The sequence below is a fragment of the Prauserella oleivorans genome, assembly GCF_042685745.1.
Classification (GTDB): Bacteria; Actinomycetota; Actinomycetes; order Mycobacteriales; family Pseudonocardiaceae; genus Prauserella_A; species Prauserella_A oleivorans.
Genome location: NZ_JBHUNT010000001.1, coordinates 3,195,207 through 3,216,259, shown reverse-complemented (window position 1 = coordinate 3,216,259; position 21,053 = coordinate 3,195,207). Strand labels below are relative to the sequence as shown.

Genomic DNA, 21,053 nt, shown 5'->3' with positions numbered 1-21,053 from the left:
TCGGCCGTCACGCGAAGATCGGCGCGCCCACTGCGGCAATGAGCACGAGTCCGCAGATCGCCATGGTGACCAACCGTCCGATCCGCGTGCGTGACTCCGTTCGCAGCGGGAACAGCAGTTGCCTGCCGAAGGTGTAGGCTGCGGTCGCGCCGACGAAGATCGCCCCCGGGATCGGCGGCCGGACGGTGAGCACGACGATCAGTGAGACTATGCCGATCATCAACGCCACTGCGGCTTCGACCAGTTGCACCGGGAACCGACGGGTGGCCAGTCGACGGTCCGAGGACCACAGGCCCCACCGTGAACTGGTCGGGCGGCCCGCGCAGCAGCCAGTCAGCCAGCATCCGGGGCGGCCGACCGCCATGCCGAGGAACACCCCCGGCGCGGTGGCGTCCAGCAGCACTCCGATCGGTATCCGCAGCACCGCCGCGCCGGCCGCGACGACGCCGAGGGCGACCAGGAGGAAGCCTTGAATGCAGGCGCCGGCGGTGAGGAACTGCCGGGGATGCTTGCGATGCAAGACGAGGTAGTAGACCTTCCCGCCCACGAATCCCAGCAGACAGCCGATGAGCGACACCGCGAGCACGGCCCCCGCATTGATACCCGCGCGGCCGGCCAGCAGCGCTTGGAGCACAATGGCGACGAGCGCCCCCAACCCGACCAGCACGGGCCATGCCACGAGCCGCACCGCGGGTCCGTGCGTCAGCTGGCCGAAAGTCGTCGTCGTGGCGATCACCCGTCGAGGCAAACGCTTCCTCGCCGGCACGCCCGTTTCCTCGACGGGCTCCGCGGTCACCCGCCACTCGCCCGCGTTGATGCCCTGCGCACGGGTGGTGATCGCGACCCGGCCACTGCCTGGTTCGAGCCGGTCAACCCTCTCGACGCGCTCGAACCGGTCACGAGCCTCGGCCTTTCCCCGCACGCCGACGCGCGTTCCGACGAACCGGATCGCCACCGAGTACGGCTCTCCGGATTCGGGCACGTCGAACGAGTACGTCGCCGCGAGTCCCTGCGGTTCGACGTCGGCGAGCGCGGCAGGCAGGCAGCCCTTGGCCGCCCGCTGCTCCTCGTCCACCCGCAGGACCGCGCCACCGTTTCCCGCCGGCTTGACCGTCGCCCGAGCGGCGGGTGCGCTCTTGGGAACGGTGGCAACAGCCGGAGCCGCACTGGCGGACATAGCGGGAGCTGCACGGCGCGCGAGCGCCGGCGGCACATCAGGGCTGTTCTGCTGCCGGCCAGCGTGGGAAGCCGAGGTTTTGGCCCCCGTCTTGCGCGCCGACCGATTGCCAGCCGCCTTCTTGCGTGGCTTCTTCCCCACCGTCGCGGTCCTTCCCGTCAGTCGAGTACGAGCAATCCAACTATGACACATAGTAGGTGTTGCCTTAGCGACGATCAGCCGTGACCGTCCGCGGGTACACGACATTCGCCCCGTATCAACTACGACCAATAGGAGGATTTGGTGACACATCGACCGATGAGTGAGGACATGCGCGACGGAATCCAGACGACGCTCGAGTGCTATGACATCTGCACCGAGGGCGTCGCGTACTGCGCCGACCGAGGTGGGCAGCACATCGAGCCGGCACATCTGAAGGCGCTGCTGGACTGCGCGGAGATCTGCAAGGCGGCGGCCGGATTCATATTGCGCGCCTCCGACCTTCATACGACGGTGTGTGACGCGTGCGCGGCGGCGTGTGAGCACTGCGCGACATCGTGCGATCAGCTCAGCGACGACAATTTCATGCCGCAGTGCGCCGAAGTGTGTCGACGCTGCGCGCAGGCCTGCCGACGCATGGCGGGGGTGCAGGCATGAGGCTTCGCGGGGCCGCGCCGCGCCTGCTCAGCGCCCTCGCTGCTAGTAGCCGTTGGTTCCGCCGTCGGTCGTCGGGGCTTCCTTGCCGCCAACAGCGACTTTGGTCTCCATGCCGATTTCCCTGTGGTTGCTGACGGGACAGTAGAAGTCGTAGGTTTCGGCGCCCAGCGTGGCGGTGAGGTTCGCTGACTCGCCCGCGTCGAGCGTCTCGGTGCTGTTCTCATCGAAGCCTGGGCCTTCGATGTCCAGCGCATGCGGTGCCTTCCCGTCGTTGGTCACGACGAACGTGTACGTCCCGGGCGTGAAGGTTTTCTGGGACAGTTCGATCCGGAAGTCCGTCAGCGTGACCGTCGCCCGTTTCCCTGCCGGCTGGTCCCCGGCGGGCTGTGACGCCGCATCGTCCGCACCATCGGGCCCTCCACAGCCAGCCAGGACCAGGCCGGCGATCCCGAGCGCAGCTCCTACTGCATCACGCCGGAAAACACGCTTCCTCGACATGGCAAGCCTCCAACCGTGGTTCGTATCGCCAGCATCCGCTGAAGGCTCCCCGTGGTCCAGCAGTGCTACTATCTACGAATAAAGATAGTAGACGACTGTGCGTCGGCGTTGGAGGAAGCATGGAGTCGCTGTTGCTGGGTCTCGCTGTGTTGGCCTGCCCGGCCGGGATGGGCATCATGATGTGGATGATGGGACGTGGTCATCGTCAGGGCGGCGGCCAGGGCTCGGAGAAGGAGCAGCAGATCGCCCTGTTGCGGGCCGAGATCGATCAGCTCAAGGCCGAGCGTGCCGCCGACCGCACCCGGAGTGAGTCCTGATGCCTCTCTGGTTGACCGCATTCGTTGTTGTCGCCGCAATGGCTTTCGCGTACTTCTTCTGCATCCGGCCGACGTTACGAGGTCAGGGCCATTGCCGCGTGTCCCACAAAGACCCCGAGCTCGACCGGCAGATCGCTGAGCTCCGGGAAGAGGTTCGCGTGCTGCGCGCACAGGACGCCCTCGCCAGCGGCCGGGTGGCTGGCCACAAGCCCACGACACCACCGGTCGACGGCTGATCCCGCGAGCTCTCATGGACCAACCGTGGATCCGGGCGTCCGACGCGGACCGCGACCGCGTCGTGGCAACGCTGCGGCGGCACGTCGGGGACGGACGCCTGAGCTTGGACGAGTTCTCCGAGCGGGCAGCGTCCGCCTACCGCGCACGCACCCGCGACGAGCTCAACGAGCTGATGCGTGACCTACCGCCGCTGGATCCACCGGCGCCGAGGAGCATGCCGCTTCGGCGGATGCCCATGCTGATCTGGATCTTCTTGGCTGCGCTACTGGGCGCGGCGTTACTCACAGCGGCCGACATCACGGCGATGGGCCAGATGATGGGCGCGATGTGCCAGTGAGCGCTCCGAGCTCTGCTACGGATAGACGAACCGGCGGTGGATGAGGTGGCTGCCGTCGGTCAGGGTTTCCTCGCTGATCCGCCCCTGATCATCGAGCGTGAGCCGGACAGTGGTCGACGCGGCGGGGAACCCGAGCGCGAGCTGCATGGGCTCATCATCCCGGGAGATCCGGACTGCGATCGGTGCCACGCCGGAAGCGTATGGCTCCTGAGCTAGGAAAAACGTACCGGCGAGGTCAAGCCGCTGGGGAGTCGGCAGGCGCTCCGAGGTGTCGCTGGTGACCGCCTCGTAAACCGTGAGCCTGTCGAGGGCACGCATCGCGGTGACGACCCGCTCGAGTTCCCCGCCGCCGGGCTGGACGGGCCAGGGCACCAGCAGACCCACCGCGCCGCCGCGCCATCCTTCGGCCCCGGCCCGCAAGGTCACCACGTTCTCGCCGGCACGCCAGTCCGCCGGTGCGACGAAACAGCTTTCGCCGCACCCGCGAAACGCCAGCGGAAAGTCTTCGGCACCGGCCGCGACCACACCCCACAGGGTGTAGTCCTGCTGCTCCTCGGGCGCGTAGTAGTCGCCGCGGCGGGGTGTGGACAGCCGCACCACCAGCTGGCCCTCGCTCGCAGCGGCCGTCACGCCGACCTGACCGGCCAAAGCGCCCAACGGGATCTCAAGACCGCGAGCGGGTGGAGGCGCTGCCGCCTGACTGCCGACCGGTGGGGTCGATACGAGCACGGCGCTGGCGGCAAGCACCACGACGAGCACCGCGCTCTCCAGGCGGACGAGCGTGTGCGCCCTGGCCAGCCGTTCGCGGCGCCATACGGTCACGCGCGCAGTCAAGGCCACCCCGGCCGCGAGGACGACGAGACCGAGCTTGACCAGCAGCACCTGCCCGTAGGTGGTGCTGAACACGGCCGAGAGCGGGACCAGCAGCAGCGCCGACACGGCTCCTGTGCCGATGACCAGGACGAACACCCACGCCGCGAGCCGGACATAGCCGAGGAAGACCCACAGCACCGCGAGGCGCTCCCGCCGCCAGGCGTGTGCGGCACGAGCCATGTGCAGCAGGGCTCCAAGCCACACCGCCACGGCCGCCACGTGCACACCGGTCAGCAGCGCGCCCCACCCCGGTGCGGCAACGTTCACATGCGATCGCAGCCCCTCCGCGGCCGCCACCACGAGCAGCGGCACCACCGTCCACCCGCGCCGCCCGATGACCACGAGCCCGAGCGCCAGCGTGAACGCGGCGACCTCCGTGAGGAGCAGCTGACCAACCCGGCCCTGCCACAGCGCACTCGCCGCGCCCGCGTCGGTGACCAGCCGGGCAGCAAGCCCCGCCACGGCACCCAGACCGACGAGCGCCCCAGGCAGAGTCCACGGGGTCAACGGGCACAGCGCGGGCTTCTCGGCGCGCGCCGACGCCGTGAACCGCTCAGCGGCAACCCCGCCAAGCGCCACGGCGAGTCCGGCGAACATCAGCCACCGCAGCAGCGCATCGATCCAGGCGATCCCGGACCCGCCGTCGCCGACCACGCTCGCCCCGGACAGCGCCGCGCCGACCGCGAACCGGAACTCGTCCTCCATCAGGTCACCGTCGGCCCCGGTCACCCGCCATCGCACCACGTAAGTGCCGCGGCCAAGCTCTTCCTCGGTGCGAGCCGTGACCATCCGCCCGTCCTGCGCGGTGCTCGCCGCCGACAGCGCGACGTCGCCGCCGTCGCCGGTCACGCTGATGGCACCACCGCCGACGGTGACCGACTCGTTGAACACCAGGTTGATGACCGGCGGCGAGTCGGGTACCGCGGTCCCCGCAGGCGGGTCGGAGAACAACAGTGTCGGGTGGGCACTGGCAGGAGCCGTCCCGCCCAGGACGACTGCCAGCGCGATCATCAGGGAAAAGGCGAAGCGGACACACCTACCGCGCCGGCGGCCGCGAGCGTCGCTCATCGGTCTCGTCGCAGGTAGGACAGCATGCCGGCCATGCCGGTCGCCATGTGGTAGGCGTTGTGGCAGTGGATGAGCCACTGGCCGGGGTTGTCCGCAGTGAAGTCGACGCTGAACCGCTCGCCAGGCCCGACCAGAACGGTGTCCTTGCGGGGGCCGCCCCGGCCGGGGTTGTCGGCAGGGGCACGTACCGTGAACGTGTGCCCGTGCAGGTGCATCGGGTGATACATGGGTGTCTGGTTGACCAGCACGAGCCGGACCCGTTCGCCGTCGTGGAGGGGCATCGGTGTGATCCCGTCGAAGGGGCGCCGATGGTTGAAGGTCTCGGCGTTGATGCGCCATTCGAACGTCGTCATGTCACCGGTGAGGTACACGGTGTGGCTGACGTCGGGGGGCTGGTCGCCGATACGCGCCGCGGGCGTCGCTCGCAGGTCCGTGAGGGCAAGCAGTCGGCCGGACAACCCGGCGGGCGCCGCAGTGGGCGGCGGGATCGGCCCGGCCGCGGTGCGGATCACTCCGAGTGCCTGCGCGCCCTTGCCTTCGGCGACGGCCACGAGCGGGAAGACTCCCTCGCCGAGGGTGACGACCACGTCGTAGCGTTCGCCGGAGGCAATCTGGAGGGTATCGACTTCGACCGGTTCGACTGGGAATCCGTCGGTGTGCGTGACGACCAGCCGGTGGTCCCCGAGCGCGAGCCGGAACACCGTCGCCCCGGCGGCGTTGATCAGCCTGATGCGAGCACGCTGGCCCGGCTTGGCCCGGAACACGTGGGGCGCCGTCGGCAGCCGCCCGTTGAGTACATAGAACGGGAACTCGACGTGGCTCGCCAGCCGCGACGCCGCCGACACGGGGGCGATTCCGGGTGGCGGGTCGGCCAGTGCCGCGGGCACGTGGTACTGCCACGAAGCAGACGCGTCCGCGATCCGCCCTACCCGTACCGGCGTTCGGTATCGCGCCTGCATGCCACCAGCGCGCAAGGCCCTGAGTACGTCGTCGGGAGTCGCGGTGACACCGTCGATCCAATCGTCGAGCACGACGATGAACTCGACGTCGTAGTCACCGGGTTCCTGCGGATCGTCGACGATCAGCGGGGCGTACAGACCGCGCTCCCGCTGTAAGCCGACGTGCGGATGCAGCCAGTAGGTGCCGGGATCGGGCGCGACGAAGGAGTAGCGCATGCTGTCTCCGGCACGGATCGGCGCCTGGGTGAGGTTCGGGACCCCGTCCATGTCGTTGCGCAGCCGCAGGCCGTGCCAATGCACGGTGGTCGGTTCCGGCAGCCGGTTGGCGACATCGATCTCGAGTTGGTCGCCCGCGCTACAGCGGATCGCGGGGCCGGGAACGCGGCCGTTGTACGCCCAGGTTCGCGCCACGTAGCCACCGAGATCGACATCCGCCTGCTCGGCGGTCAGCGCCGACCGAACAGCACGGCCGGAGCCGCGGCTCCGCCTGGCCTGCTCGGTGCGCCGCACGGCGTCCGACGTCGCCAGCACGCGCCCGGTCTCCGGCATGTCCTCGCCGCGCAGCGCGAGCCCTGCCCCGCCGGCCGTCACGGCGGCCGCCGCGCCGCCGAGCGCCGTGAGCAGGCTTCGGCGGGACACAGGAAACTCCGGCATTGTCGGTCCATCTCCCGAATTCGGCATCACCAGCTACGTAGCAGCTTAGTAGTAGCGGTAGACGTACCTGCCGCGCCACCCGTGGATTGAATGTCGACATTCCGGCACGCGATCGCTGGCGAAGCCCTGACAGCCGGCGAGACCGGACTACTATGTGAATTAGTCGAAGGGAGGTGGTCCGCGTGGTGGACGGCATGATGGGCATGGGCTGGTGGATGTTGCTCTGGGTGCTGGTCGTGCTGGCTGTCCTCGTTCTGTTGGCGGTAGGCATCGGGTGGCTCGTTCGTGCGCTCACGGACCGGACGCGGTCCGCGCCGACGGAGGACGCCGCTGAGCTCGACCTGCGGCGGCGTTACGCCGCGGGCGAGATCGATCGCGATGAGTACTTCGAGCGACGCGACGACCTGACGCAGGGACGGAGCGCTCGTGGCTGATCGGCGGACGACACGACAGTTCGGCGAGCTCGAGGCCGCGATCATGGAGGTACTCTGGGCGCGCGACAGCCCAGCTCCTGTCCGCGACGTCGTCGAGGCACTGCGCCCGACGCGGTCATCGGCCTATACGACCGTGCAGACGGTGATGGAGATCCTCCACCGCAAGGGCTGGCTCGCGCGCGAGAAGAACGGCCGCGCCTACGAGTACTGGCCGCTCGCGTCGCGCGAGGAGTACGCCGCACGGCTCATCGACGACATCCTGTCCGAGACGCCCGACCGCACGGCCGTGCTGGCAAGGTTCTTCTCCGAGATGGACCCCGCGGAGGCCGCCAAACTGCGCCAGGCACTCGGCGGACCAACCGCAGGGCGCGAGTCCTGACCCATCGCGGCTGAGCTCCTCCCCTCCGGGTGGCCGCGGCCGATTTCGTGACCTATGCTACTAATCAACTTAGTTGCTTAGGGGTCCTAACACAATGAGTGGGCTTTGAGGCGGCGCCAGCAGATGATGGCGCAGCCGAGGGTGAGGAAGGCTTCGTGGAGGTCGTCGCGGATCTCCCATCGGATGCGCAGGCGCCGGAACCAGTGCAGCAGGGCGAACGCGCCCTCGACGACCCACCGGTACACGCCGAGGCCAGAGCCGTGTTCCTCGCCGCGGCGGGCGATGACTGGCGTGATTCCCTCGGCACGGACGAGTTTGCGGTACTTGTCGTGGTCGTAGGCGCGGTCGGCGTAGATCCGTCGTGGTCGTCGGCGGGGCCGTCCACGACGGCCCCGCACCGGCGGGATCGCCTGGATCAACGGCATCAGCTGGGTGACGTCGTGCCGGTTCCCACCGGTCAGAGTGGCTGCCAAGGGGATGCCGGTACCGTCGGTGATCACGTGGTGCTTGGACCCAGTGCGGGCTCGGTCTACCGGGCTGGGACCGGTTTTCGGCCCCCTTTTAACGCCCTTACATGCGATCCATCGACCGCCGCCCGTGACCAATCCAGCCGGTTCGCCGCGTGCAACTCCGCCAGCAGTACCTCGTGCAGCCGCTGCCATACCCCGGCCTCGGTCCAGTCCCGCAGCCGGCGCCAGCACGTCATGCCCGACCCATAGCCCAGCTCCTGCGGCAGGAACTCCCACGGAATCGCGGTATAGAGCACGAACATGATCCCGCACAACGCCTTGCGGTCGTCCAACCGCTTACGCCCCGGATGTCGAAACCGACGCTCCACCTGCGGCAACAACGGCTCGATCCGTTCCCACAGACCGTCGTCGACCTCCCACGGACGCCGCTGCCCCACCCAGCCCACCTCTCACCGAAGACCAACAAGACACGGCATCAAACCACACCCAAGGTCATTATGTTAGGACCCCTTAGTAGCGATGAGGGAACGGGCGGTCGATGCGGGAACTCCTGTTGGGCACCACGCTGCTCGCGGCCTTCACCGGTGGTGTAGTCGCCCTGCTCGCGCCGTGTTGCGTATCGGTGATGCTGCCGGCATACCTGTCCTCGGTGTTCCGCCGACGGGGAGGCACGATCGCCGCGACAGCGGTGTTCGCACTGGGCGTGGCCACGGTGATCGTGCCGATCGGGCTGGGCGCCAGCGCGCTCGCGGTCGCGATCGTCGGGCAACACACCCTCGTGTTCACCATCGGTGGCAGCGCCATGATTCTGGGTGGTCTTGCGGTCCTCCTCGGCTGGCGGCCGCGGTTGCCGATGCCCGGAGGTGGCACCCCGGCCGGTAAGGGCGTTGGATCGGTCTACGGGCTCGGGGTCTTCTCCGGAGCCGCGAGCTCGTGCTGCGCACCGGTGCTCGCCGGCGTCGTCATACTCGGGGGCGCCACCGCCTCGTTTCCCGCTGCGTTGGCCGTCGCCGGAACCTACGTGGCCGGCATGGTCGCCCCGTTGATGCTGCTGGCCTTCCTGTGGGACCGCCGCGCCGCGAAGAAACCCCGCGGCTGGTTGGACGGGCGGCGGGTACGACTGCGCTGGGGGCCGTTGCATCGCGAGCTTCCGCTCGGCTACGCGCTGTCCGGCGGCCTGCTGGTCGTGATGGGCGCCCTGACGATCGTCCTCGCCTTCACCGGCACCACGATGCCGTCCAGCGGCTGGCAGGTCCGGCTGTCCGCCGACATCCAGCACGCCGCATCCTGGGTGACCGACCGGCTGTCCTGGCTACCGGGATGGGCATTCGCCGCGATCCTGCTCGCCGCCGTCGTGGTGCTGCTGCGCCGCGCCCGCCGAACGAAGCCGAAATCCGAGTCCTCCTCGTGCTGCACTCCAGCCGAGTCGCCGAAGCCCCACACCACGGAGGTCACTATCGATGAGTCGTAGCACCGACACCCGACGCGGCCGGGGGCGCGCGCCCTCGCGGACGCCGGTGCGGCCCACCCGGCGTCCTGATCCGGCTCGACGCAGGGACGCCATCCGAGCCGGGGCCATCGTCCTCCTGGTCGTCGCCGGGCTGGTCACGCTGTTCCTCGTATACAAGTCGTCGTCCGAGCCAAGTGCCTCAGACGGCACGACCTCGGCGACGCAAGGCAGCAGCCAGTATCCCTTCGCCGTCGGCAATCCCGGCCCGGGTGAGCGGGCCCCCGGCTTCGAGCTCGCGTCGAGCTTGGGCGGAACCATCAGCCTCGAGGATTATCGGGGCAAGAATGTCCTGGTGTACTTCCAGGAAGGCCTGATGTGCCAGCCGTGCTGGGACCAGATCACCGACCTGGAGCGCAACGCCGAGAAGGTCAAGGCCGCCGGTGTCGACACGATCGTGTCCATCACGACCGATCCCGTCGACCTGATCGCCCGCAAGACCCAGGACGAGGGCATCACCACGCCGGTACTGTCCGACCCGGACCTCGCCGTGTCCCGTGCTTACGAGGCGAACAAGTACGGGATGATGGGCGAGGACCGCGACGGGCACAGCTTCCTCCTGGTCGGCCCAGACGGCACGATCCGGTGGCGTGCCGACTACGGCGGTGCCCCGAAGTACACGATGTTCCTGCCAACCGAGGCGCTGCTGGCCGACCTCACCGCGGGGCGGAGCAAGCCATGAGCACCACCGTCACCCTGCTCACCCAGCCCGACTGTCACTTGTGCGAGCACGCCAAAGATGTGCTCGCACGCGTCGCGCGCGATCACCCTCTCGAGGTCATTGAGGTCGACCTGCGTACCACCGAAGGCCGACGGCTGGCCGACGGAGCCGGGGTGTTGTTCGCCCCTGGCGTCCTGTTGGAGGGCCGCCCCTTCGCGCACGGGCGACTGTCCGAGCGCAAGCTGCGCAAGACCCTTGACCGCACAGCCAGAACTACCTGATCACGCCGGGAGTCCCCATGGATTCGCTCTACCTGCTCGCATTGCTCGCCTGCCCGATCGGCATGGGCCTCATGATGTGGTTCATGATGCGTGGCCGGAAAGACAGCGGCACCGAGAACCCCGACCAGCAAAACGAAGTCGCCCGGCTGCGGGCCGAGGTGCACAGCCTGCGTGCCCGAGACCGGTACCAGAACCGGCCCTAGCCGCGGAATCCTGGTGGGCTCGCACTGTAAGTAGCCCGCGCACAAGTCGAACGGTGCCCGCTGCACGGCACGCGGTCGGCAATCCCGCCGGCGGCGAAATTCGTCAGAGCCGATCGCGATTCGACACGGCTGGGATAGATCCTCCGAGTGACCTCTGGGCAAACGTCGCACCAAGCGCCCGCAAGGCACGTAGTCAAGCCAACTAGCGTGCTCGGGTGACAAGCGCGCCGAAGAGGCCGGTGGTGCCGGGAAGGCTGAACTGCCTTCCCGGCAACGACATCATGCCTGTGACGTGGTGTCACCCATCATCGACTTGCACATCTCGGCCATCGCGGGATCCTGCCGCATCATCATCTCGCACATCCGCGCCATGGCCGGGTTGCGCATCATCGTCTCGCGCATCCGTTCCATGCCGTGAAAGTCCTGCATCATCATCTCGCATATCCGTGCCATGCCCCGGTCGCTGCCTCGCTGTGCTTCGACCTTGCTCCCCGCTGCCGCCGGCGTGGCCATCGCCACCACCGCGGCGCCACTTGCCACCATGACCGCAACGCCCTTGCGCAACAACATAGAAAGAAATCCTAAACTACTAAGTTGACTAGTATTAGTAAGTGTGGCATCCCTCCCGCTGAGACGCCACACGGCCCCGGCTCACCTGCCCGGATCAGGCCGACCACCGGACTGTCACCATCAGATCGGTGTGGTGAACCCTGCGATGGGGCCACGCAGCCAGGCCACCAGTTCGCCCCACAGCCCAGTCACCAGTAGCAGCCCCACGGCCACCAGCATGACGCCGCCAGTGACCTGGACCGCTCGCTTATGCCGCCGCAACCACCCCGCCGTGCGAACCGCCCATTGCGCGCCGACCGCGAGCAGAATGAACGGCAGTCCGAGCCCCAGGCAGTAGGCCAGTACTAGGAGGATTCCCCTGGCTGTGGTCGAGCCCACCTGCGTACCGCTGGCCAGAGCGATGACACCGGTCAGCGTCGGGCCCAAGCAGGGCGTCCAGCCGAGGCCGTACACGGCGCCCATGACCGGGGCGCTGGCGACGCCGCCGCGCGGCAGGCGGTGTAGTCGCACGTCGCGCTGCAGCGTCGGCACCAGCCCGAGGAACACCAGGCCCATGCCGATCGTGATCACCCCGCCGATGCGCTGCAGCAGCGCTTCGTTACCCAACAGGAAGTCGGCCGCGCCCAGCACCGTGACCACGGCGGCAACGAAGACGACGGTGAACCCGAGCACGAACAGCAGGGCGGCTCCGGCGACCCGCCACCGCCCTGCTCGCGCTCTGGCGTCGTTCGCATCGACAGGGGGCGCGTCCGCACCTGTCAAGCCCGCCAGATAGGCCAAGTACCCTGGCACCAACGGAACACAGCAGGGCGAGGCGAACGACACCGCCCCGGCGGCCACCGCGACCAGGGCGGCGAGAAGGATCGGGCCGGAGATGACAAAATCGGTGAGGTCATTCACGAAAATTCCACAACGCCGTTTCGTATCATCCTGAACTTACTAATCGCCGTAGTAGCGTAGTTGATGGCGCGCCTCGTCGCCGCGGCGCGTACCCCGAGACGGACCCAACAGGCCAGGGAGGGCCACGTGCGTGAATTCGGTGCATCGGACGCAGACGACGGCGAGGAACGGCCATGAGCGTCGCGGTCTGCCTGGTGCTGTACGGCTTCACCGTCGCGGTGTTCGGGCCACGTCTGCTTGCCCGCCTGACCCGCGCCGGAGTGACGCCCCGTCTTGGCGTGGCGGTCTGGCTCATCACGATCGCCAGCGTCGTGCTGTCATGGGTCACCGCCGCTGGGTTCCTGGCCGTCGAACTCGTGAACGACTGGAATCGCCCCGGCCACCTCCTCAGCTCGTGCTTCGCCGCGCTACGGGATGTCGCCCTCGGGCGTCACGGCCTCCTGGTCCAGTTCGGTCTGCTCGGTCTCGCCATCGCCGCCGCAGCTGCCCTTGCGGTGCTCGCCGGCAAGCTCGCCCGAGCGCTGCTCAGCGCGCGGACACTCACCCACCAGCACGCGCGGATGGCACGCATCGTCGGGCACCGCATGCCTGGTCAGGACGTGCTGGTCCTCGACGCGCCGGAGCCCCTCGCGTACTGCGTCGCGGGCCGCCCGCACGCCATCGTGGTCACCAGCGCCGCGCTGGGCGCGCTCGATGATCGCCAACTCAACGCGGTTCTGTCTCACGAGCGGGCGCACCTGGCCGGCCGGCACCATCTACTCGTGGCAGTCACCCGGGGACTGGCCGTGACCCTGCCCAGAATCGAGCTGTTCACCGCCGGGGCGCAGCAGGTCGCTCAGCTGTTGGAGATGTGCGCCGACGACGTCGCTGTGCGTTCCCACGGCGCTCGCACGGTGCTCGGCGCCTTGCTCGTGTTGTCGAATGCCGGCCGCCTGCCAGCTGGGGCGTTGGGCGCGACCGGCGTCGGCGTGCTGGCACGGGTCGAGCGACTTGCCGCACCGCCCGGCGCAGTCCGGCGATGGCGCACCCGCCTGCTGCTGACGGCCGTCGCGGCGCTGCTGCTCGCCGGCCCGGTACTCACCGGACTATTCACCACAGCGGGCCTTGCCCTGTGCGGGTCGGTCATCGGCTGACCCGCCGTTGAGGCGAACGGTCAGCCGCCGTCGACCGCGACCTCGTTGAAGGGCAACATCGGCTCCAGCCACGGGAAGACCCACAACATCAGCAGCGCGATCACACCCGTGACGAGTAGCGTCGCGATCGCCACCCTCGCGGTCACCGGGCCCGGTAGGTGCCGCCAAATCCACGCGTACATCAGGCCTCCCCGATCCTGCGCAGCAGGTCCGTGTACCCGGCGCCCGGTTCCTTCCGGAGCTCGTTCGTCAGCACCGCGTGGATGATCATCCGCAGGCGGGCGGAGAATTTCGGGTGGCAGGTTGTCAGCGTGAGCAGGGATGCCTGCGATGCCGCGGGCAGCGCGGCTCTTGGCTCGTACGGCACCGGCGCCACGGCATCACGCCGGTCCGGTGTGACGATGACGCGCCCGAATGTCGCGCCGTACGGGCCGCCATCAGCGACCGAGGGGTCACGCAACGTCGAGACCTTGGCGCACTGGGGCTCTCGTCCCTTGTCGTCTTTCCAGCTGCCCATCTCCTCCTTCATCGGCAGCACGCGGTAGACGAAGAACCGCTCGGCGGTCTCGATGACGATCGCGTCGCACGAGTTCAGCAGGTCCAGGTCGTTGAATGGGGCACCCTTGCCCACCCTATGGCCCGCGACCGCGAAGTTGCCTGGCTCGCCAGGTAACGCCGTGTCCTTGTAGTGGCCAGGGCCGATCTCCAAGGTTGCGGCGTCGACGCCTTCCTGGATCGTGAACTGGTAGTCCGCGCCGAAGGACGGAATGTAGATCCGCGCGAACGCCTTGCCATCGATCGGCGCGGTGCGGACATGCCGGCCATTAGACCAGCGGTCGTCGAGCTCCGCGCTGGCCTCGCGCTGCTTTCCCGCGGAAACCCAGTCGGTCACGTACACCTCGTACACGACGAAAAGCAGCACGACGATGCCCGCGGTGACCAGCAGTTCACCGAAGGTACGCACGGTCTTGCGCACAGGACCGTCCGGTGGTGCCGACGGTTTCGGTGCCGTGATCGGCAGCGTGCCCGAATGGGGCGTGAAGTCGAGGCCGGTGAGCACCTGCGTCTCCGCTTCCTCATCACGCAGCACGGGAGCTCCTCTCGGACGTCAGGCGATGCCTGCCAACCGCGGAATCTTACTATCGCTGCTAGTAGGTTCCTGCGGAGGCGCCCCCGCCTGCGAAGCATCGTGAGTGCTTAGCCGGGTTAGAACCCGGTTCCTCACTCACGACCGGTGACCTGACCTCACCTCCCAGGTGCGGGTTGGACGGAGCCCTCCGTCCGCGAACGTGGCGTGCGGCCGGCGAGGATCTCGTCAAGGGAAGTGGAGAGCAGCTGGTAGCTGGACGGTCCGGCGATCTTTCCGACGACGGTTCCGTCGCGGTCGATGAAGAAGGTCTCCGGCACACCGAACACGCCGAAGTCCAGGGCCAGCTTGGAGCCGGGGTCGGTCACGTAGCGGTAGGCGGACGGATCTCCGCGGCCCATTTCGTCGAGGAAGCCGATCGCGGCGCCGCGCTGGTCCTGGTAGTTGACGCCGACGAAGACGACGCCCGCGGCGCGGTAGTTGTTCGCCGCCGACACCAGCGCTGGGTGCTCTTCTCGGCAGGCCACGCACCAGGAGGCCCAGAAGTTCACGACGACGATCCGGCCGCGCAAGTCGGCCAGTGACACGGCCCCGTTCCCTTCCAGGTTCGGCAGGGTCGCGGTCGGAGCTGGCTTGCCGATGAGTGGGCTGTCGACCAGGGTGGGGTCTTTGCCCAGGCGGCTGCCGAAGATCGCGCCGACGCCGACCGCGACGACCACAACCGCGAGGGCGATCCAGCGCACACGCCGCCACTGGCGAGAACGACCTGGCGCGGCATTGTCGTGGGTGGTCATTGGTCGCCTGCCTGTTCGGCGACCCTGATCAGCTGCCGCACCTGCCGGCGAAGGTCTGCGTCGAGGTCGCCGCGCTGGGCGAGCGGGCGCAGCACGGCGAGTGCACCGGTCGGGTCCTTGCGTCCCTCGAGGAGGATGTTCGCCTTGAACCACAGCGCATCCTGCATGGTCGGGGCGATGGCCAGTGCCTGGTCGACGAATCGCAGCGCCGCGTCGATCTGGCCCATTTTGAACAGCAGCCAGCCGGCACCGGCCTGCACCTCGGGGTTGCCCGGGTCCTGCTTGAGCGCCACACCGTAGTGCTCGGCGGCCTTGTCGTAGTTGCCTTTCTCCAGGTAGCGGTTGGCCAGGGCGAGTCGCATGCCGACAACGGTTGGGTTGGCCTTCACCACCGCTTCCATCTCTGCCTCGCTGACGGTCGACAGGTCGCGCGGCGCCGGTGCCGGGCTCGCCGACGCGTTGCCGGTCGGTGACTGGGCCACCTCGTTGCCCGTGACGAACCCGCCGTCGGGCCGGGTCGCCACGTACTGGGGAAGCACCACGGCGGCGAACACCGCCACGGCAGCCGCGGCGACGTAGGCGACGATCCGGGCCCGGGACCGCCGAGGCGTGCGCGAAGGTTCCTGCTCCTCGATGGACGGGGCCGTTTCCAGGGCGTCGATCGCGTGCGCGGCGGCCGCCTCGTAGCGGCGACGCAGCTTCTCGGCGGCTTCCTCGGGGATCTCGTTGTCGGCGACCTGCCGTTCGAGGTCGACGATGTCCCGCAGGGCTTGGTCACGCCGCTGTTCAAGCAGCTCTCGAACGGTGTTCATGGCGTGACCTCATCATCGACACGGGATCGCGCTTGCTCCACGGCCCGTCTCACCTGGTCACGCTCCTCGCTGGTGAGCGCCTCATCCTGAGCCGGGCGCCGGCGCAGCAGGACCAGCACGGCACCGCCGACCACGACTGCGGCGACCGGCAACAGCCACAGGGCGAGGGTCGATCCGCTCGCGGGCGGGTCGAGCAGCACCCAGTCGCCGTAGCGGGCGCGGAAGTAGTCGATGATCTCCTGATCACTGCGGCCGGCGGCGACCTGGTCTGCCACCACGGCGCGCATGGCTTCCGCGGTCTCCGACGGGGACTCCGCAATCGACACGCTCTTACACACCGGACAGCGCAGCCGCTGCTCGAGCTCATAGGCGCGATCCGGCGTCCCGGGGCGAGCGGTGAGCAGACCGACGACTGCCACCGCGAGCAGCGCGACGATGGCCAGCGCGAGCCCGGCTTGGAACAGTCTGCGCCTACGCATCCGCCATCACCGGCTCTGCGGTGTTCTCGGTTGCGGTACGACGGGTCCGTCCGCTCAGTGCCCAGAACCCGCCGGCCGCGGCCAGGGCGCCACCGACCCACAGCCAGGCCATCAGCGGGTAGCGATAGAGGTTGAGCGACACCTGATCATCACCGAGTTGCGCGAGGGCGACGTAGATGTCCCGGGTCGGGCCGCTCCACACCGCGGGCTGGCCCACCGCCTGGGTTTGGTTGTTGAACCTGTTCAGCCGAGGTTCCGCGGTCCAGGCGACCTCGCCGTCGGCGCGGAAGACGATGTGCGCGTCGCGGATCAGCCGGTCCGGCTGTGTGTGCTCCTCGCTGCGTTCGAAGGTGAGCGTGTACCCGGCGAACTCCACCGACTGTCCACGGTCGACGGTCACCGTTGCTCGCGTGGCGAGCGCACCGGAGACGGCGATGACCACGGCGACCACGGCCACGCCGAGGTGGGCGAGCTGCCCGCCCCAGTAGGCACGCTGCCCGCGCAGCACGCGCGGCACACCGTTGCGGCGTGGCTTCGGCGCGGTCACGATGAGCTGCCGCACGCCGGCCGCGACGACGGCCACGGCGATGCCAGTCACCGCGACGACTCCGGGTGAGGAGATGCCACCCAGCAGCACCACGGCGGACGCGGCGGCGCTCGCCAGGAGCAACGGGACCCTCAGCCGGGCCCACAAGACGCCCAGCGAGGCGTGCCGGTACGGGGTGAACGGACCCACGCCCATCGCCAGCAGCAGCGCGAACGACAGCGGCACCGCCATCCGGTCGAAGAACGGCCGGCCCACCGAGACCTGGTCGCCGGTGAAGGCCTCCACGACGATCGGGTAGAGAGTGCCGCTGAGTACGACGAACGCGAACAGCGTCAGCAGCAGGTTGTTGACCAGGAACACGCCCTCGCGGCTGGCCAGCGACTCCGGGCGGGACAGGGAGGCCACACGTTCACCGCGCAGCGCGAACAACGTGAAGCCGCCCACGAGCACGAGGACGAGGAAACCCAGGAAGGCCGGGCCCACCCCGGATTCGGTGAACGAGTGCACCGAGGCGACTACGCCCGAGCGGGTGAGGAACGTGCCGAGGATGGTCAGCGCGAACGTGGCAATGACGAGCACGAAGTTCCACGCCTGCAGCATGCCCCGCTTGACCTGCACCACGGCCGAGTGGATGAAGGCGGTGGCCACCAGCCACGGGATCAGCGCGGCGTTCTCCACCGGGTCCCACGCCCAGTAGCCGCCCCAGCCGAGCACCTCATACGACCACCACGCGCCAAGCACGAGGCCGGCGGTGAGGAAGCTCCACGCCACCAGGTTGGCGCGCCGGGTCCGCCGCAGCCACTCCACCCCGCCCTTGCGCAGCAGCAGCGCGGACATCGCGAAGGCGAACGGCACGGTGAACCCGACGAACCCGAGGTACAGCAGCGGTGGGTGGAAGGCGACCATGACGTGGTCGGCCAAGATCGGGTTCGGGCCCGGCCCGTCGGCGGGCGGATTGGGCAGGATCTTGAACGGGTTGGCCACAGTGGATACCAGCCCGAAGAAGAAGATGCTCACCACGCCCAGCACGGCGAGCGCGCCCGTGCCGAGCCGGTCGTCGGTGCTACGCACCTGCCGCAACACCGCCGCCGTGTAGCCCGCGAGCACCAGCGCCCACAGCACAATACTGCCGCCCAGCGCCGACCACGCGCTGGTAATGGCGAAAAACAGTGGTGTGGCGCGGGAATGTGTCTCGGCCACATAGGACACCGCGAAGTTGTCGGTGAGCAGCGCGACTTCCAGCGCGGCCATCGCCAGCACCGCGCCGCCCACCATGCACCCCACGGCGAAGCGCAGCTGGCTGCGGCGCACGGCGCCCGGTCGGCGCTGCGCGCGGAAACCGAACACCGCAAGCACGAACGAACCGGCAAGGCCGAGCAGGATGCCCACCCACCCGGCAGCCGGGGTGAGCACGGTCATGGGGTATCGCCTCCGGAGTCCGGTGGCTGGTAGTTCTCGTCGTGCTTGACCTTCATCGTGTCGGACACGAACTCGCGGCCCTGCCAGGAACCCTCCAGCACCACACCGATCCCCGCCTGGAACAGCTGCGCCGGTGCACCGTGGTGTTCCACCGTGACCGAGGGGCTGCCGGGCTCGGCACCGGAGGCGACCACGAAGCGCAGCCCCTCTGGCGTGCGGACCACGGTGTCCTTCTCCACGAAGCCGCCAAGCTGGAAGCGCCTGCCGTCGGGGAAGTCTGCTCGCTCGTCAAGTGCCTCTTGCGGTGTCAGGTAATACACGAGGTTGTCGTTGAGGTTGCCGAAGAACAGCAGCCCGGCCAGGATCGCCACCACGCCGACACCCGAGAAGGCCAGCAGCCGGTATCGCTTCACGGCCGTTCCCCCGCCCGGCGCCGTGCCCGCACCCACCGGCGGACCAGCGTCGCCACATACCCGGCGATCGCCACGAAGGCGACGCCGTACCCGAGCAGAACCCACGACCATTGGGACATCGATGTCACGACCTCTCCAGACGGGGAGCCAACACGGCGCTCCCGGCCAGCTCCTGCCCCTCACCGAGCGGCGCCTGCTCCAGCTCCTCTTCGACGACCGCCAGCCTCATCCGGGCGCGTACCAGGAGTAGGTACAGCAGCGTGAAGGCCAGCACGTTGAGCAGCAGCGTCGCGAGCATCACGTGGTCGATACTCGGATCGCCGGGCTTGAGCACCGTCGGCGGCTGGTGCAGCGCCCGCCACCACACCACCGACATGTGCACGATCGGCACCTGCACGAACGCCACCACCCCGAACACCGCTGAGCGGCGAGCACGCGCAGTGGGATCGAGCGTGGCGCGCCGCAACGCGAGATAGCCCAGGTAGACGAAGAACATCACCGCGGTGGTGACCACCCGCGGGTCCCACGTCCACCACACGCCCCAGGTCGGCTTGCCCCAGATGGACCCGAGCGCGATAGCCAGGCCGGTGAAGAAGACGCCCACCTCGGCGCTGGCCGCGGCGGCCCGGTCGTAGCGCGCCTGGCGCCGCCACAACCATGCGATGCTGCTGCCCAACGTAACCGCGAAACTCAGGTAAGCAAGCCATGCCGCCGGGACGTGGATGTACATCAGGCGCTGCAGGTTGCCCTGAACCCGATCGGGTGGGGCAAGCATGGCCGCAACCAGCCCGGTCGACAGCACCACGGAGACCGCAGTGGTCAGCCGACGGCCGAACAAGATCCTGCTCATGCCGACTCCTCCAATTGCCGTGCGGCCAGTCCCATCGCCACCGCGACCAGCAGGTCGACCGTCAGCACGAGGAGCAACCATGCCCACGGCTGGCGGCCATAGCGTGCGGCGTCCAGCGTCTGCGTCGCGCCCAGCACGAGTGGCGCCGCCACAGGGACCACGAGCAACGACCCGAGAGTGGTCCGCCCGGCGAGCCCGTGAGCGAGCGCGCTGGCCAGGGCGCCGAGCACTGCCAGGCCGACGGCGACGAGCGGAAGCAGGAGGAGCAGCCAGGGCCAGCCCGAGAGCTCCGGATCGTAGAGTGCCACAACGACCGGCGCGAGCAGCAGTTCAAACACCACCAACAGCACCGCGTTCGCCACCGCCCGGCCGGCCAGCCGGACCGCGGGGTGCACGCCGCACAACCGCAGCACCGCGAGCTGAGCCGGGCCGTCCACCGCGCTCTGCCGCAGCGTCACCAGCACACCGAACAGCAGCACGACAACCCAGTACAGGCCTGGCCCGACCTGTCGCAGCAAGGGAACGTCGCTGCCGACCGCCAGCGGCACGAGCAGCAACGCCACCGCCCCGAAGGGGGCCGTGACCAACAACGCCTCACCCGCGCGCAGCTCCAGCCGCAGGTCTTTGCGCGCCAGCTCCACACATTGCCGGACCGGGCCGGGTGCCGCAGACAGCGCATGCGTCATGCCGGCACCTCCTCGCCCACGGGGAGAGCCTGTCCACTGCTGATCTCGATCAACCGATCCGCCACGCCGCGGAGCCTTGGCTGGTCGTGCGAGACGACTACGCTAGCGCCAGCACCGTCACGGACTCGCTCCACGACGGCTTCGACCAGGCTGATCGACGCCTTGTCCAGGCCCGCGTGTGCCTCGTCCAGCAGCAACAACCGGGGCTGGCTGAGCAGGACCCGGGCCAACTCCGCGCGTCGCAGCATCCCCTGCGAGCACACCTCGGCCCGCCGGTCGGCCGCCCGCGCCAGCCCAACAGCCTCGAGAGCCTCATCGACGGCCCGCTCGCGGCGCCCCGTCAGCCTGGCCAGAAAGCGCAGGTTCTCCCCCAGCGTCAGCCGCGGATACAGGGCCGGCGCGTGCCCGACCAGCGCGATGCCCGGGCGCACCGCGAAACACTCGTCCGTGCCCAGCTCGGCGCCCAGAACCCGGCCGTGCCCACCCACCGGCGGCAGCAACGTCGCCAGCACCCGCAACAGCGTGCTCTTACCCGAGCCGTTCGCCCCCACGACGCCGATGGACTCCCCCGCCGCGACCGTCAGATCCAGTCCGCGCAACACAGGGACGCGCTCGACGTCGACCGCGACATCCACCAACGTCACGATGCCGTCATTTTCGGACACTGTGCTC

At 68.9% G+C, this 21,053-nt stretch carries 29 protein-coding genes; 11 read left to right on the top strand and 18 right to left on the bottom strand.

Features of this window, described 5'->3' with window-relative positions; translation table 11 throughout:
• Positions 1-7 precede the first annotated feature (7 nt).
• A complete protein-coding gene (locus ACFSZT_RS15750) occupies positions 8-1,177 on the bottom strand; it encodes a prolipoprotein diacylglyceryl transferase family protein (RefSeq protein WP_377394599.1) in 1,170 nt (389 codons plus the stop codon).
• A 297-nt stretch (positions 1,178-1,474) separates the two neighbouring features.
• Between ACFSZT_RS15750 and ACFSZT_RS15745 the strand changes: the two genes are divergently transcribed.
• Entirely contained in the window at positions 1,475-1,813 is a 339-nt protein-coding gene (locus ACFSZT_RS15745; RefSeq protein WP_377394597.1) for a four-helix bundle copper-binding protein, read from the top strand.
• Between the two features lie 42 nt (positions 1,814-1,855).
• Here ACFSZT_RS15745 and ACFSZT_RS15740 read toward each other — a convergent pair whose 3' ends face one another.
• Positions 1,856-2,311, bottom strand: a complete 456-nt coding sequence (locus ACFSZT_RS15740; RefSeq protein ID WP_377394595.1) for a hypothetical protein — start codon at positions 2,309-2,311, stop codon at positions 1,856-1,858.
• 119 nt (positions 2,312-2,430) lie between these two features.
• Here ACFSZT_RS15740 and ACFSZT_RS15735 point away from each other — a divergent pair, with 119 nt between their 5' ends.
• The 3 genes from ACFSZT_RS15735 (at position 2,431) to ACFSZT_RS15725 (ending at position 3,202) form a co-directional block, all read left to right on the top strand.
• Positions 2,431-2,628 carry a hypothetical protein gene (locus ACFSZT_RS15735; RefSeq protein WP_377394593.1) on the top strand — a complete coding sequence of 66 codons (198 nt, stop codon included), beginning with the start codon at positions 2,431-2,433 and terminating at the stop codon, positions 2,626-2,628.
• 98 nt (positions 2,629-2,726) lie between these two features.
• A complete protein-coding gene (locus tag ACFSZT_RS15730) occupies positions 2,727-2,864 on the top strand; it encodes a hypothetical protein (protein ID WP_377394591.1) in 138 nt (45 codons plus the stop codon).
• Positions 2,865-2,878: 14 nt separating this feature from the next.
• The gene (locus ACFSZT_RS15725; RefSeq protein ID WP_377394589.1) at positions 2,879-3,202 is read left to right on the top strand and encodes a DUF1707 SHOCT-like domain-containing protein; all 324 of its coding nucleotides are present in this window, start codon (positions 2,879-2,881) and stop codon (positions 3,200-3,202) included.
• A gap of 15 nt (positions 3,203-3,217) precedes the next feature.
• On the opposite strand, the gene ACFSZT_RS15720 is transcribed toward ACFSZT_RS15725, so the two are convergent.
• A complete protein-coding gene (locus ACFSZT_RS15720; protein ID WP_377394587.1) occupies positions 3,218-5,086 on the bottom strand; it encodes a copper resistance CopC/CopD family protein in 1,869 nt (622 codons plus the stop codon).
• Between the two features lie 53 nt (positions 5,087-5,139).
• Positions 5,140-6,741, bottom strand: coding sequence for a multicopper oxidase family protein (locus tag ACFSZT_RS15715; RefSeq protein ID WP_377394585.1), 1,602 nt, complete (start codon positions 6,739-6,741; stop codon positions 5,140-5,142).
• Positions 6,742-6,938: 197 nt separating this feature from the next.
• Here ACFSZT_RS15715 and ACFSZT_RS15710 point away from each other — a divergent pair, with 197 nt between their 5' ends.
• Together ACFSZT_RS15710 and ACFSZT_RS15705 are read left to right on the top strand one after the other, a co-directional pair.
• A complete protein-coding gene (locus ACFSZT_RS15710; protein ID WP_377394583.1) occupies positions 6,939-7,190 on the top strand; it encodes an SHOCT domain-containing protein in 252 nt (83 codons plus the stop codon).
• Entirely contained in the window at positions 7,183-7,569 is a 387-nt protein-coding gene (locus ACFSZT_RS15705; RefSeq protein ID WP_377394581.1) for a BlaI/MecI/CopY family transcriptional regulator, read from the top strand. The genes ACFSZT_RS15710 and ACFSZT_RS15705 overlap by 8 nt, the downstream gene beginning before the upstream one ends.
• An 86-nt stretch (positions 7,570-7,655) precedes the next feature.
• Here the strand turns inward: ACFSZT_RS15705 and ACFSZT_RS15700 are convergent.
• Positions 7,656-8,476, bottom strand: a protein-coding gene (locus tag ACFSZT_RS15700; protein ID WP_377478172.1) for an IS5 family transposase whose coding sequence is annotated in 2 segments (ribosomal slippage) — positions 7,656-8,122 and positions 8,122-8,476 — 822 coding nt in all. Because the reading frame shifts where the segments join, the coding sequence is not laid out codon by codon here.
• A 101-nt stretch (positions 8,477-8,577) separates the two neighbouring features.
• Here ACFSZT_RS15700 and ACFSZT_RS15695 point away from each other — a divergent pair.
• The 4 genes from ACFSZT_RS15695 to ACFSZT_RS15680 are packed head-to-tail and all read left to right on the top strand — an operon-like array spanning position 8,578 to position 10,691.
• Positions 8,578-9,510, top strand: coding sequence for a cytochrome c biogenesis CcdA family protein (locus ACFSZT_RS15695; RefSeq protein ID WP_377393590.1), 933 nt, complete (start codon positions 8,578-8,580; stop codon positions 9,508-9,510).
• Positions 9,500-10,228, top strand: a complete 729-nt coding sequence (locus ACFSZT_RS15690) for a peroxiredoxin family protein (RefSeq protein WP_377393593.1) — start codon at positions 9,500-9,502, stop codon at positions 10,226-10,228. The genes ACFSZT_RS15695 and ACFSZT_RS15690 overlap by 11 nt, the downstream gene beginning before the upstream one ends.
• Complete coding sequence (locus tag ACFSZT_RS15685; RefSeq protein ID WP_377393596.1) at positions 10,225-10,488, top strand: glutaredoxin family protein; 264 nt, start codon at positions 10,225-10,227, stop codon at positions 10,486-10,488. Before ACFSZT_RS15690 ends, ACFSZT_RS15685 begins: the two co-directional genes overlap by 4 nt.
• A 17-nt stretch (positions 10,489-10,505) precedes the next feature.
• The gene (locus ACFSZT_RS15680) at positions 10,506-10,691 is read left to right on the top strand and encodes a hypothetical protein (RefSeq protein WP_377393599.1); all 186 of its coding nucleotides are present in this window, start codon (positions 10,506-10,508) and stop codon (positions 10,689-10,691) included.
• Positions 10,692-10,970: 279 nt separating this feature from the next.
• Here ACFSZT_RS15680 and ACFSZT_RS15675 read toward each other — a convergent pair whose 3' ends face one another.
• Together ACFSZT_RS15675 and ACFSZT_RS15670 are read right to left on the bottom strand one after the other, a co-directional pair.
• Entirely contained in the window at positions 10,971-11,261 is a 291-nt protein-coding gene (locus ACFSZT_RS15675) for a hypothetical protein (RefSeq protein ID WP_377393602.1), read from the bottom strand.
• A gap of 120 nt (positions 11,262-11,381) precedes the next feature.
• Positions 11,382-12,161 carry a cytochrome c biogenesis CcdA family protein gene (locus ACFSZT_RS15670; protein ID WP_377393605.1) on the bottom strand — a complete coding sequence of 260 codons (780 nt, stop codon included), beginning with the start codon at positions 12,159-12,161 and terminating at the stop codon, positions 11,382-11,384.
• A 173-nt stretch (positions 12,162-12,334) separates the two neighbouring features.
• On the opposite strand from ACFSZT_RS15670, the gene ACFSZT_RS15665 reads away from it, so the two are divergent.
• On the top strand, positions 12,335-13,294 hold the full coding sequence (locus tag ACFSZT_RS15665) for a M56 family metallopeptidase (RefSeq protein WP_377393608.1): 960 nt from the start codon (positions 12,335-12,337) through the stop codon (positions 13,292-13,294).
• A gap of 20 nt (positions 13,295-13,314) precedes the next feature.
• On the opposite strand, the gene ACFSZT_RS15660 is transcribed toward ACFSZT_RS15665, so the two are convergent.
• From ACFSZT_RS15660 to ACFSZT_RS15610, 11 genes are all read right to left on the bottom strand, one after another.
• Positions 13,315-13,476, bottom strand: a complete 162-nt coding sequence (locus tag ACFSZT_RS15660) for a hypothetical protein (RefSeq protein WP_377393611.1) — start codon at positions 13,474-13,476, stop codon at positions 13,315-13,317.
• A complete protein-coding gene (locus ACFSZT_RS15655) occupies positions 13,476-14,315 on the bottom strand; it encodes a class E sortase (RefSeq protein WP_377393665.1) in 840 nt (279 codons plus the stop codon). The genes ACFSZT_RS15660 and ACFSZT_RS15655 overlap by 1 nt, the downstream gene beginning before the upstream one ends.
• Positions 14,316-14,539: 224 nt before the next feature.
• Positions 14,540-15,175, bottom strand: coding sequence for a TlpA family protein disulfide reductase (locus ACFSZT_RS15650; RefSeq protein ID WP_377393614.1), 636 nt, complete (start codon positions 15,173-15,175; stop codon positions 14,540-14,542).
• Positions 15,172-15,987: a tetratricopeptide repeat protein gene (locus tag ACFSZT_RS15645; protein ID WP_377393617.1), complete on the bottom strand. Its 816-nt coding sequence runs from the start codon at positions 15,985-15,987 to the stop codon at positions 15,172-15,174. Before ACFSZT_RS15645 ends, ACFSZT_RS15650 begins: the two co-directional genes overlap by 4 nt.
• Positions 15,984-16,466: a cytochrome c-type biogenesis protein gene (locus ACFSZT_RS15640; protein ID WP_377393619.1), complete on the bottom strand. Its 483-nt coding sequence runs from the start codon at positions 16,464-16,466 to the stop codon at positions 15,984-15,986. Before ACFSZT_RS15640 ends, ACFSZT_RS15645 begins: the two co-directional genes overlap by 4 nt.
• Positions 16,459-18,432, bottom strand: coding sequence for a heme lyase CcmF/NrfE family subunit (locus tag ACFSZT_RS15635; RefSeq protein ID WP_377393622.1), 1,974 nt, complete (start codon positions 18,430-18,432; stop codon positions 16,459-16,461). The genes ACFSZT_RS15640 and ACFSZT_RS15635 overlap by 8 nt, the downstream gene beginning before the upstream one ends.
• Entirely contained in the window at positions 18,429-18,845 is a 417-nt protein-coding gene (locus tag ACFSZT_RS15630) for a cytochrome c maturation protein CcmE (RefSeq protein WP_377393625.1), read from the bottom strand. Before ACFSZT_RS15630 ends, ACFSZT_RS15635 begins: the two co-directional genes overlap by 4 nt.
• On the bottom strand, positions 18,842-18,973 hold the full coding sequence (locus tag ACFSZT_RS15625) for a hypothetical protein (RefSeq protein WP_377393628.1): 132 nt from the start codon (positions 18,971-18,973) through the stop codon (positions 18,842-18,844). The genes ACFSZT_RS15630 and ACFSZT_RS15625 overlap by 4 nt, the downstream gene beginning before the upstream one ends.
• Positions 18,970-19,695, bottom strand: a complete 726-nt coding sequence (gene ccsA / locus ACFSZT_RS15620) for a cytochrome c biogenesis protein CcsA (protein ID WP_377393631.1) — start codon at positions 19,693-19,695, stop codon at positions 18,970-18,972. Before ccsA ends, ACFSZT_RS15625 begins: the two co-directional genes overlap by 4 nt.
• A complete protein-coding gene (locus tag ACFSZT_RS15615) occupies positions 19,692-20,381 on the bottom strand; it encodes a heme exporter protein CcmB (protein WP_377393634.1) in 690 nt (229 codons plus the stop codon). The genes ccsA and ACFSZT_RS15615 overlap by 4 nt, the downstream gene beginning before the upstream one ends.
• A complete protein-coding gene (locus tag ACFSZT_RS15610; RefSeq protein WP_377478284.1) occupies positions 20,378-21,025 on the bottom strand; it encodes an ABC transporter ATP-binding protein in 648 nt (215 codons plus the stop codon). Before ACFSZT_RS15610 ends, ACFSZT_RS15615 begins: the two co-directional genes overlap by 4 nt.
• Between the last annotated feature and the right edge of the window lie 28 nt (positions 21,026-21,053).

Excerpts from the sequence above, each read along its gene's own strand:
- ACFSZT_RS15690 (WP_377393593.1), top strand. The coding sequence starts at position 9,500 with ATGAGTCGTAGCACCGACACCCGACGCGGCCGGGGGCGCGCGCCCTCG.
- ACFSZT_RS15635 (WP_377393622.1), bottom strand. The coding sequence starts at position 18,432 with ATGACCGTGCTCACCCCGGCTGCCGGGTGGGTGGGCATCCTGCTCGGC.
- ACFSZT_RS15720 (WP_377394587.1), bottom strand. The coding sequence starts at position 5,086 with ATGATCGCGCTGGCAGTCGTCCTGGGCGGGACGGCTCCTGCCAGTGCC.
- ACFSZT_RS15735 (WP_377394593.1), top strand. The coding sequence starts at position 2,431 with ATGGAGTCGCTGTTGCTGGGTCTCGCTGTGTTGGCCTGCCCGGCCGGG.
- ACFSZT_RS15740 (WP_377394595.1), bottom strand. The coding sequence starts at position 2,311 with ATGTCGAGGAAGCGTGTTTTCCGGCGTGATGCAGTAGGAGCTGCGCTC.
- ACFSZT_RS15660 (WP_377393611.1), bottom strand. The coding sequence starts at position 13,476 with ATGTACGCGTGGATTTGGCGGCACCTACCGGGCCCGGTGACCGCGAGG.
- ACFSZT_RS15750 (WP_377394599.1), bottom strand. The coding sequence starts at position 1,177 with ATGTCCGCCAGTGCGGCTCCGGCTGTTGCCACCGTTCCCAAGAGCGCA.
- ACFSZT_RS15685 (WP_377393596.1), top strand. The coding sequence starts at position 10,225 with ATGAGCACCACCGTCACCCTGCTCACCCAGCCCGACTGTCACTTGTGC.
- ACFSZT_RS15675 (WP_377393602.1), bottom strand. The coding sequence starts at position 11,261 with ATGTTGTTGCGCAAGGGCGTTGCGGTCATGGTGGCAAGTGGCGCCGCG.
- ACFSZT_RS15695 (WP_377393590.1), top strand. The coding sequence starts at position 8,578 with ATGCGGGAACTCCTGTTGGGCACCACGCTGCTCGCGGCCTTCACCGGT.
- ACFSZT_RS15640 (WP_377393619.1), bottom strand. The coding sequence starts at position 16,466 with ATGCGTAGGCGCAGACTGTTCCAAGCCGGGCTCGCGCTGGCCATCGTC.
- ACFSZT_RS15680 (WP_377393599.1), top strand. The coding sequence starts at position 10,506 with ATGGATTCGCTCTACCTGCTCGCATTGCTCGCCTGCCCGATCGGCATG.
- ACFSZT_RS15665 (WP_377393608.1), top strand. The coding sequence starts at position 12,335 with ATGAGCGTCGCGGTCTGCCTGGTGCTGTACGGCTTCACCGTCGCGGTG.
- ACFSZT_RS15615 (WP_377393634.1), bottom strand. The coding sequence starts at position 20,381 with ATGACGCATGCGCTGTCTGCGGCACCCGGCCCGGTCCGGCAATGTGTG.
- ACFSZT_RS15745 (WP_377394597.1), top strand. The coding sequence starts at position 1,475 with ATGAGTGAGGACATGCGCGACGGAATCCAGACGACGCTCGAGTGCTAT.
- ACFSZT_RS15645 (WP_377393617.1), bottom strand. The coding sequence starts at position 15,987 with ATGAACACCGTTCGAGAGCTGCTTGAACAGCGGCGTGACCAAGCCCTG.
- ACFSZT_RS15650 (WP_377393614.1), bottom strand. The coding sequence starts at position 15,175 with ATGACCACCCACGACAATGCCGCGCCAGGTCGTTCTCGCCAGTGGCGG.
- ccsA (WP_377393631.1), bottom strand. The coding sequence starts at position 19,695 with ATGAGCAGGATCTTGTTCGGCCGTCGGCTGACCACTGCGGTCTCCGTG.
- ACFSZT_RS15725 (WP_377394589.1), top strand. The coding sequence starts at position 2,879 with ATGGACCAACCGTGGATCCGGGCGTCCGACGCGGACCGCGACCGCGTC.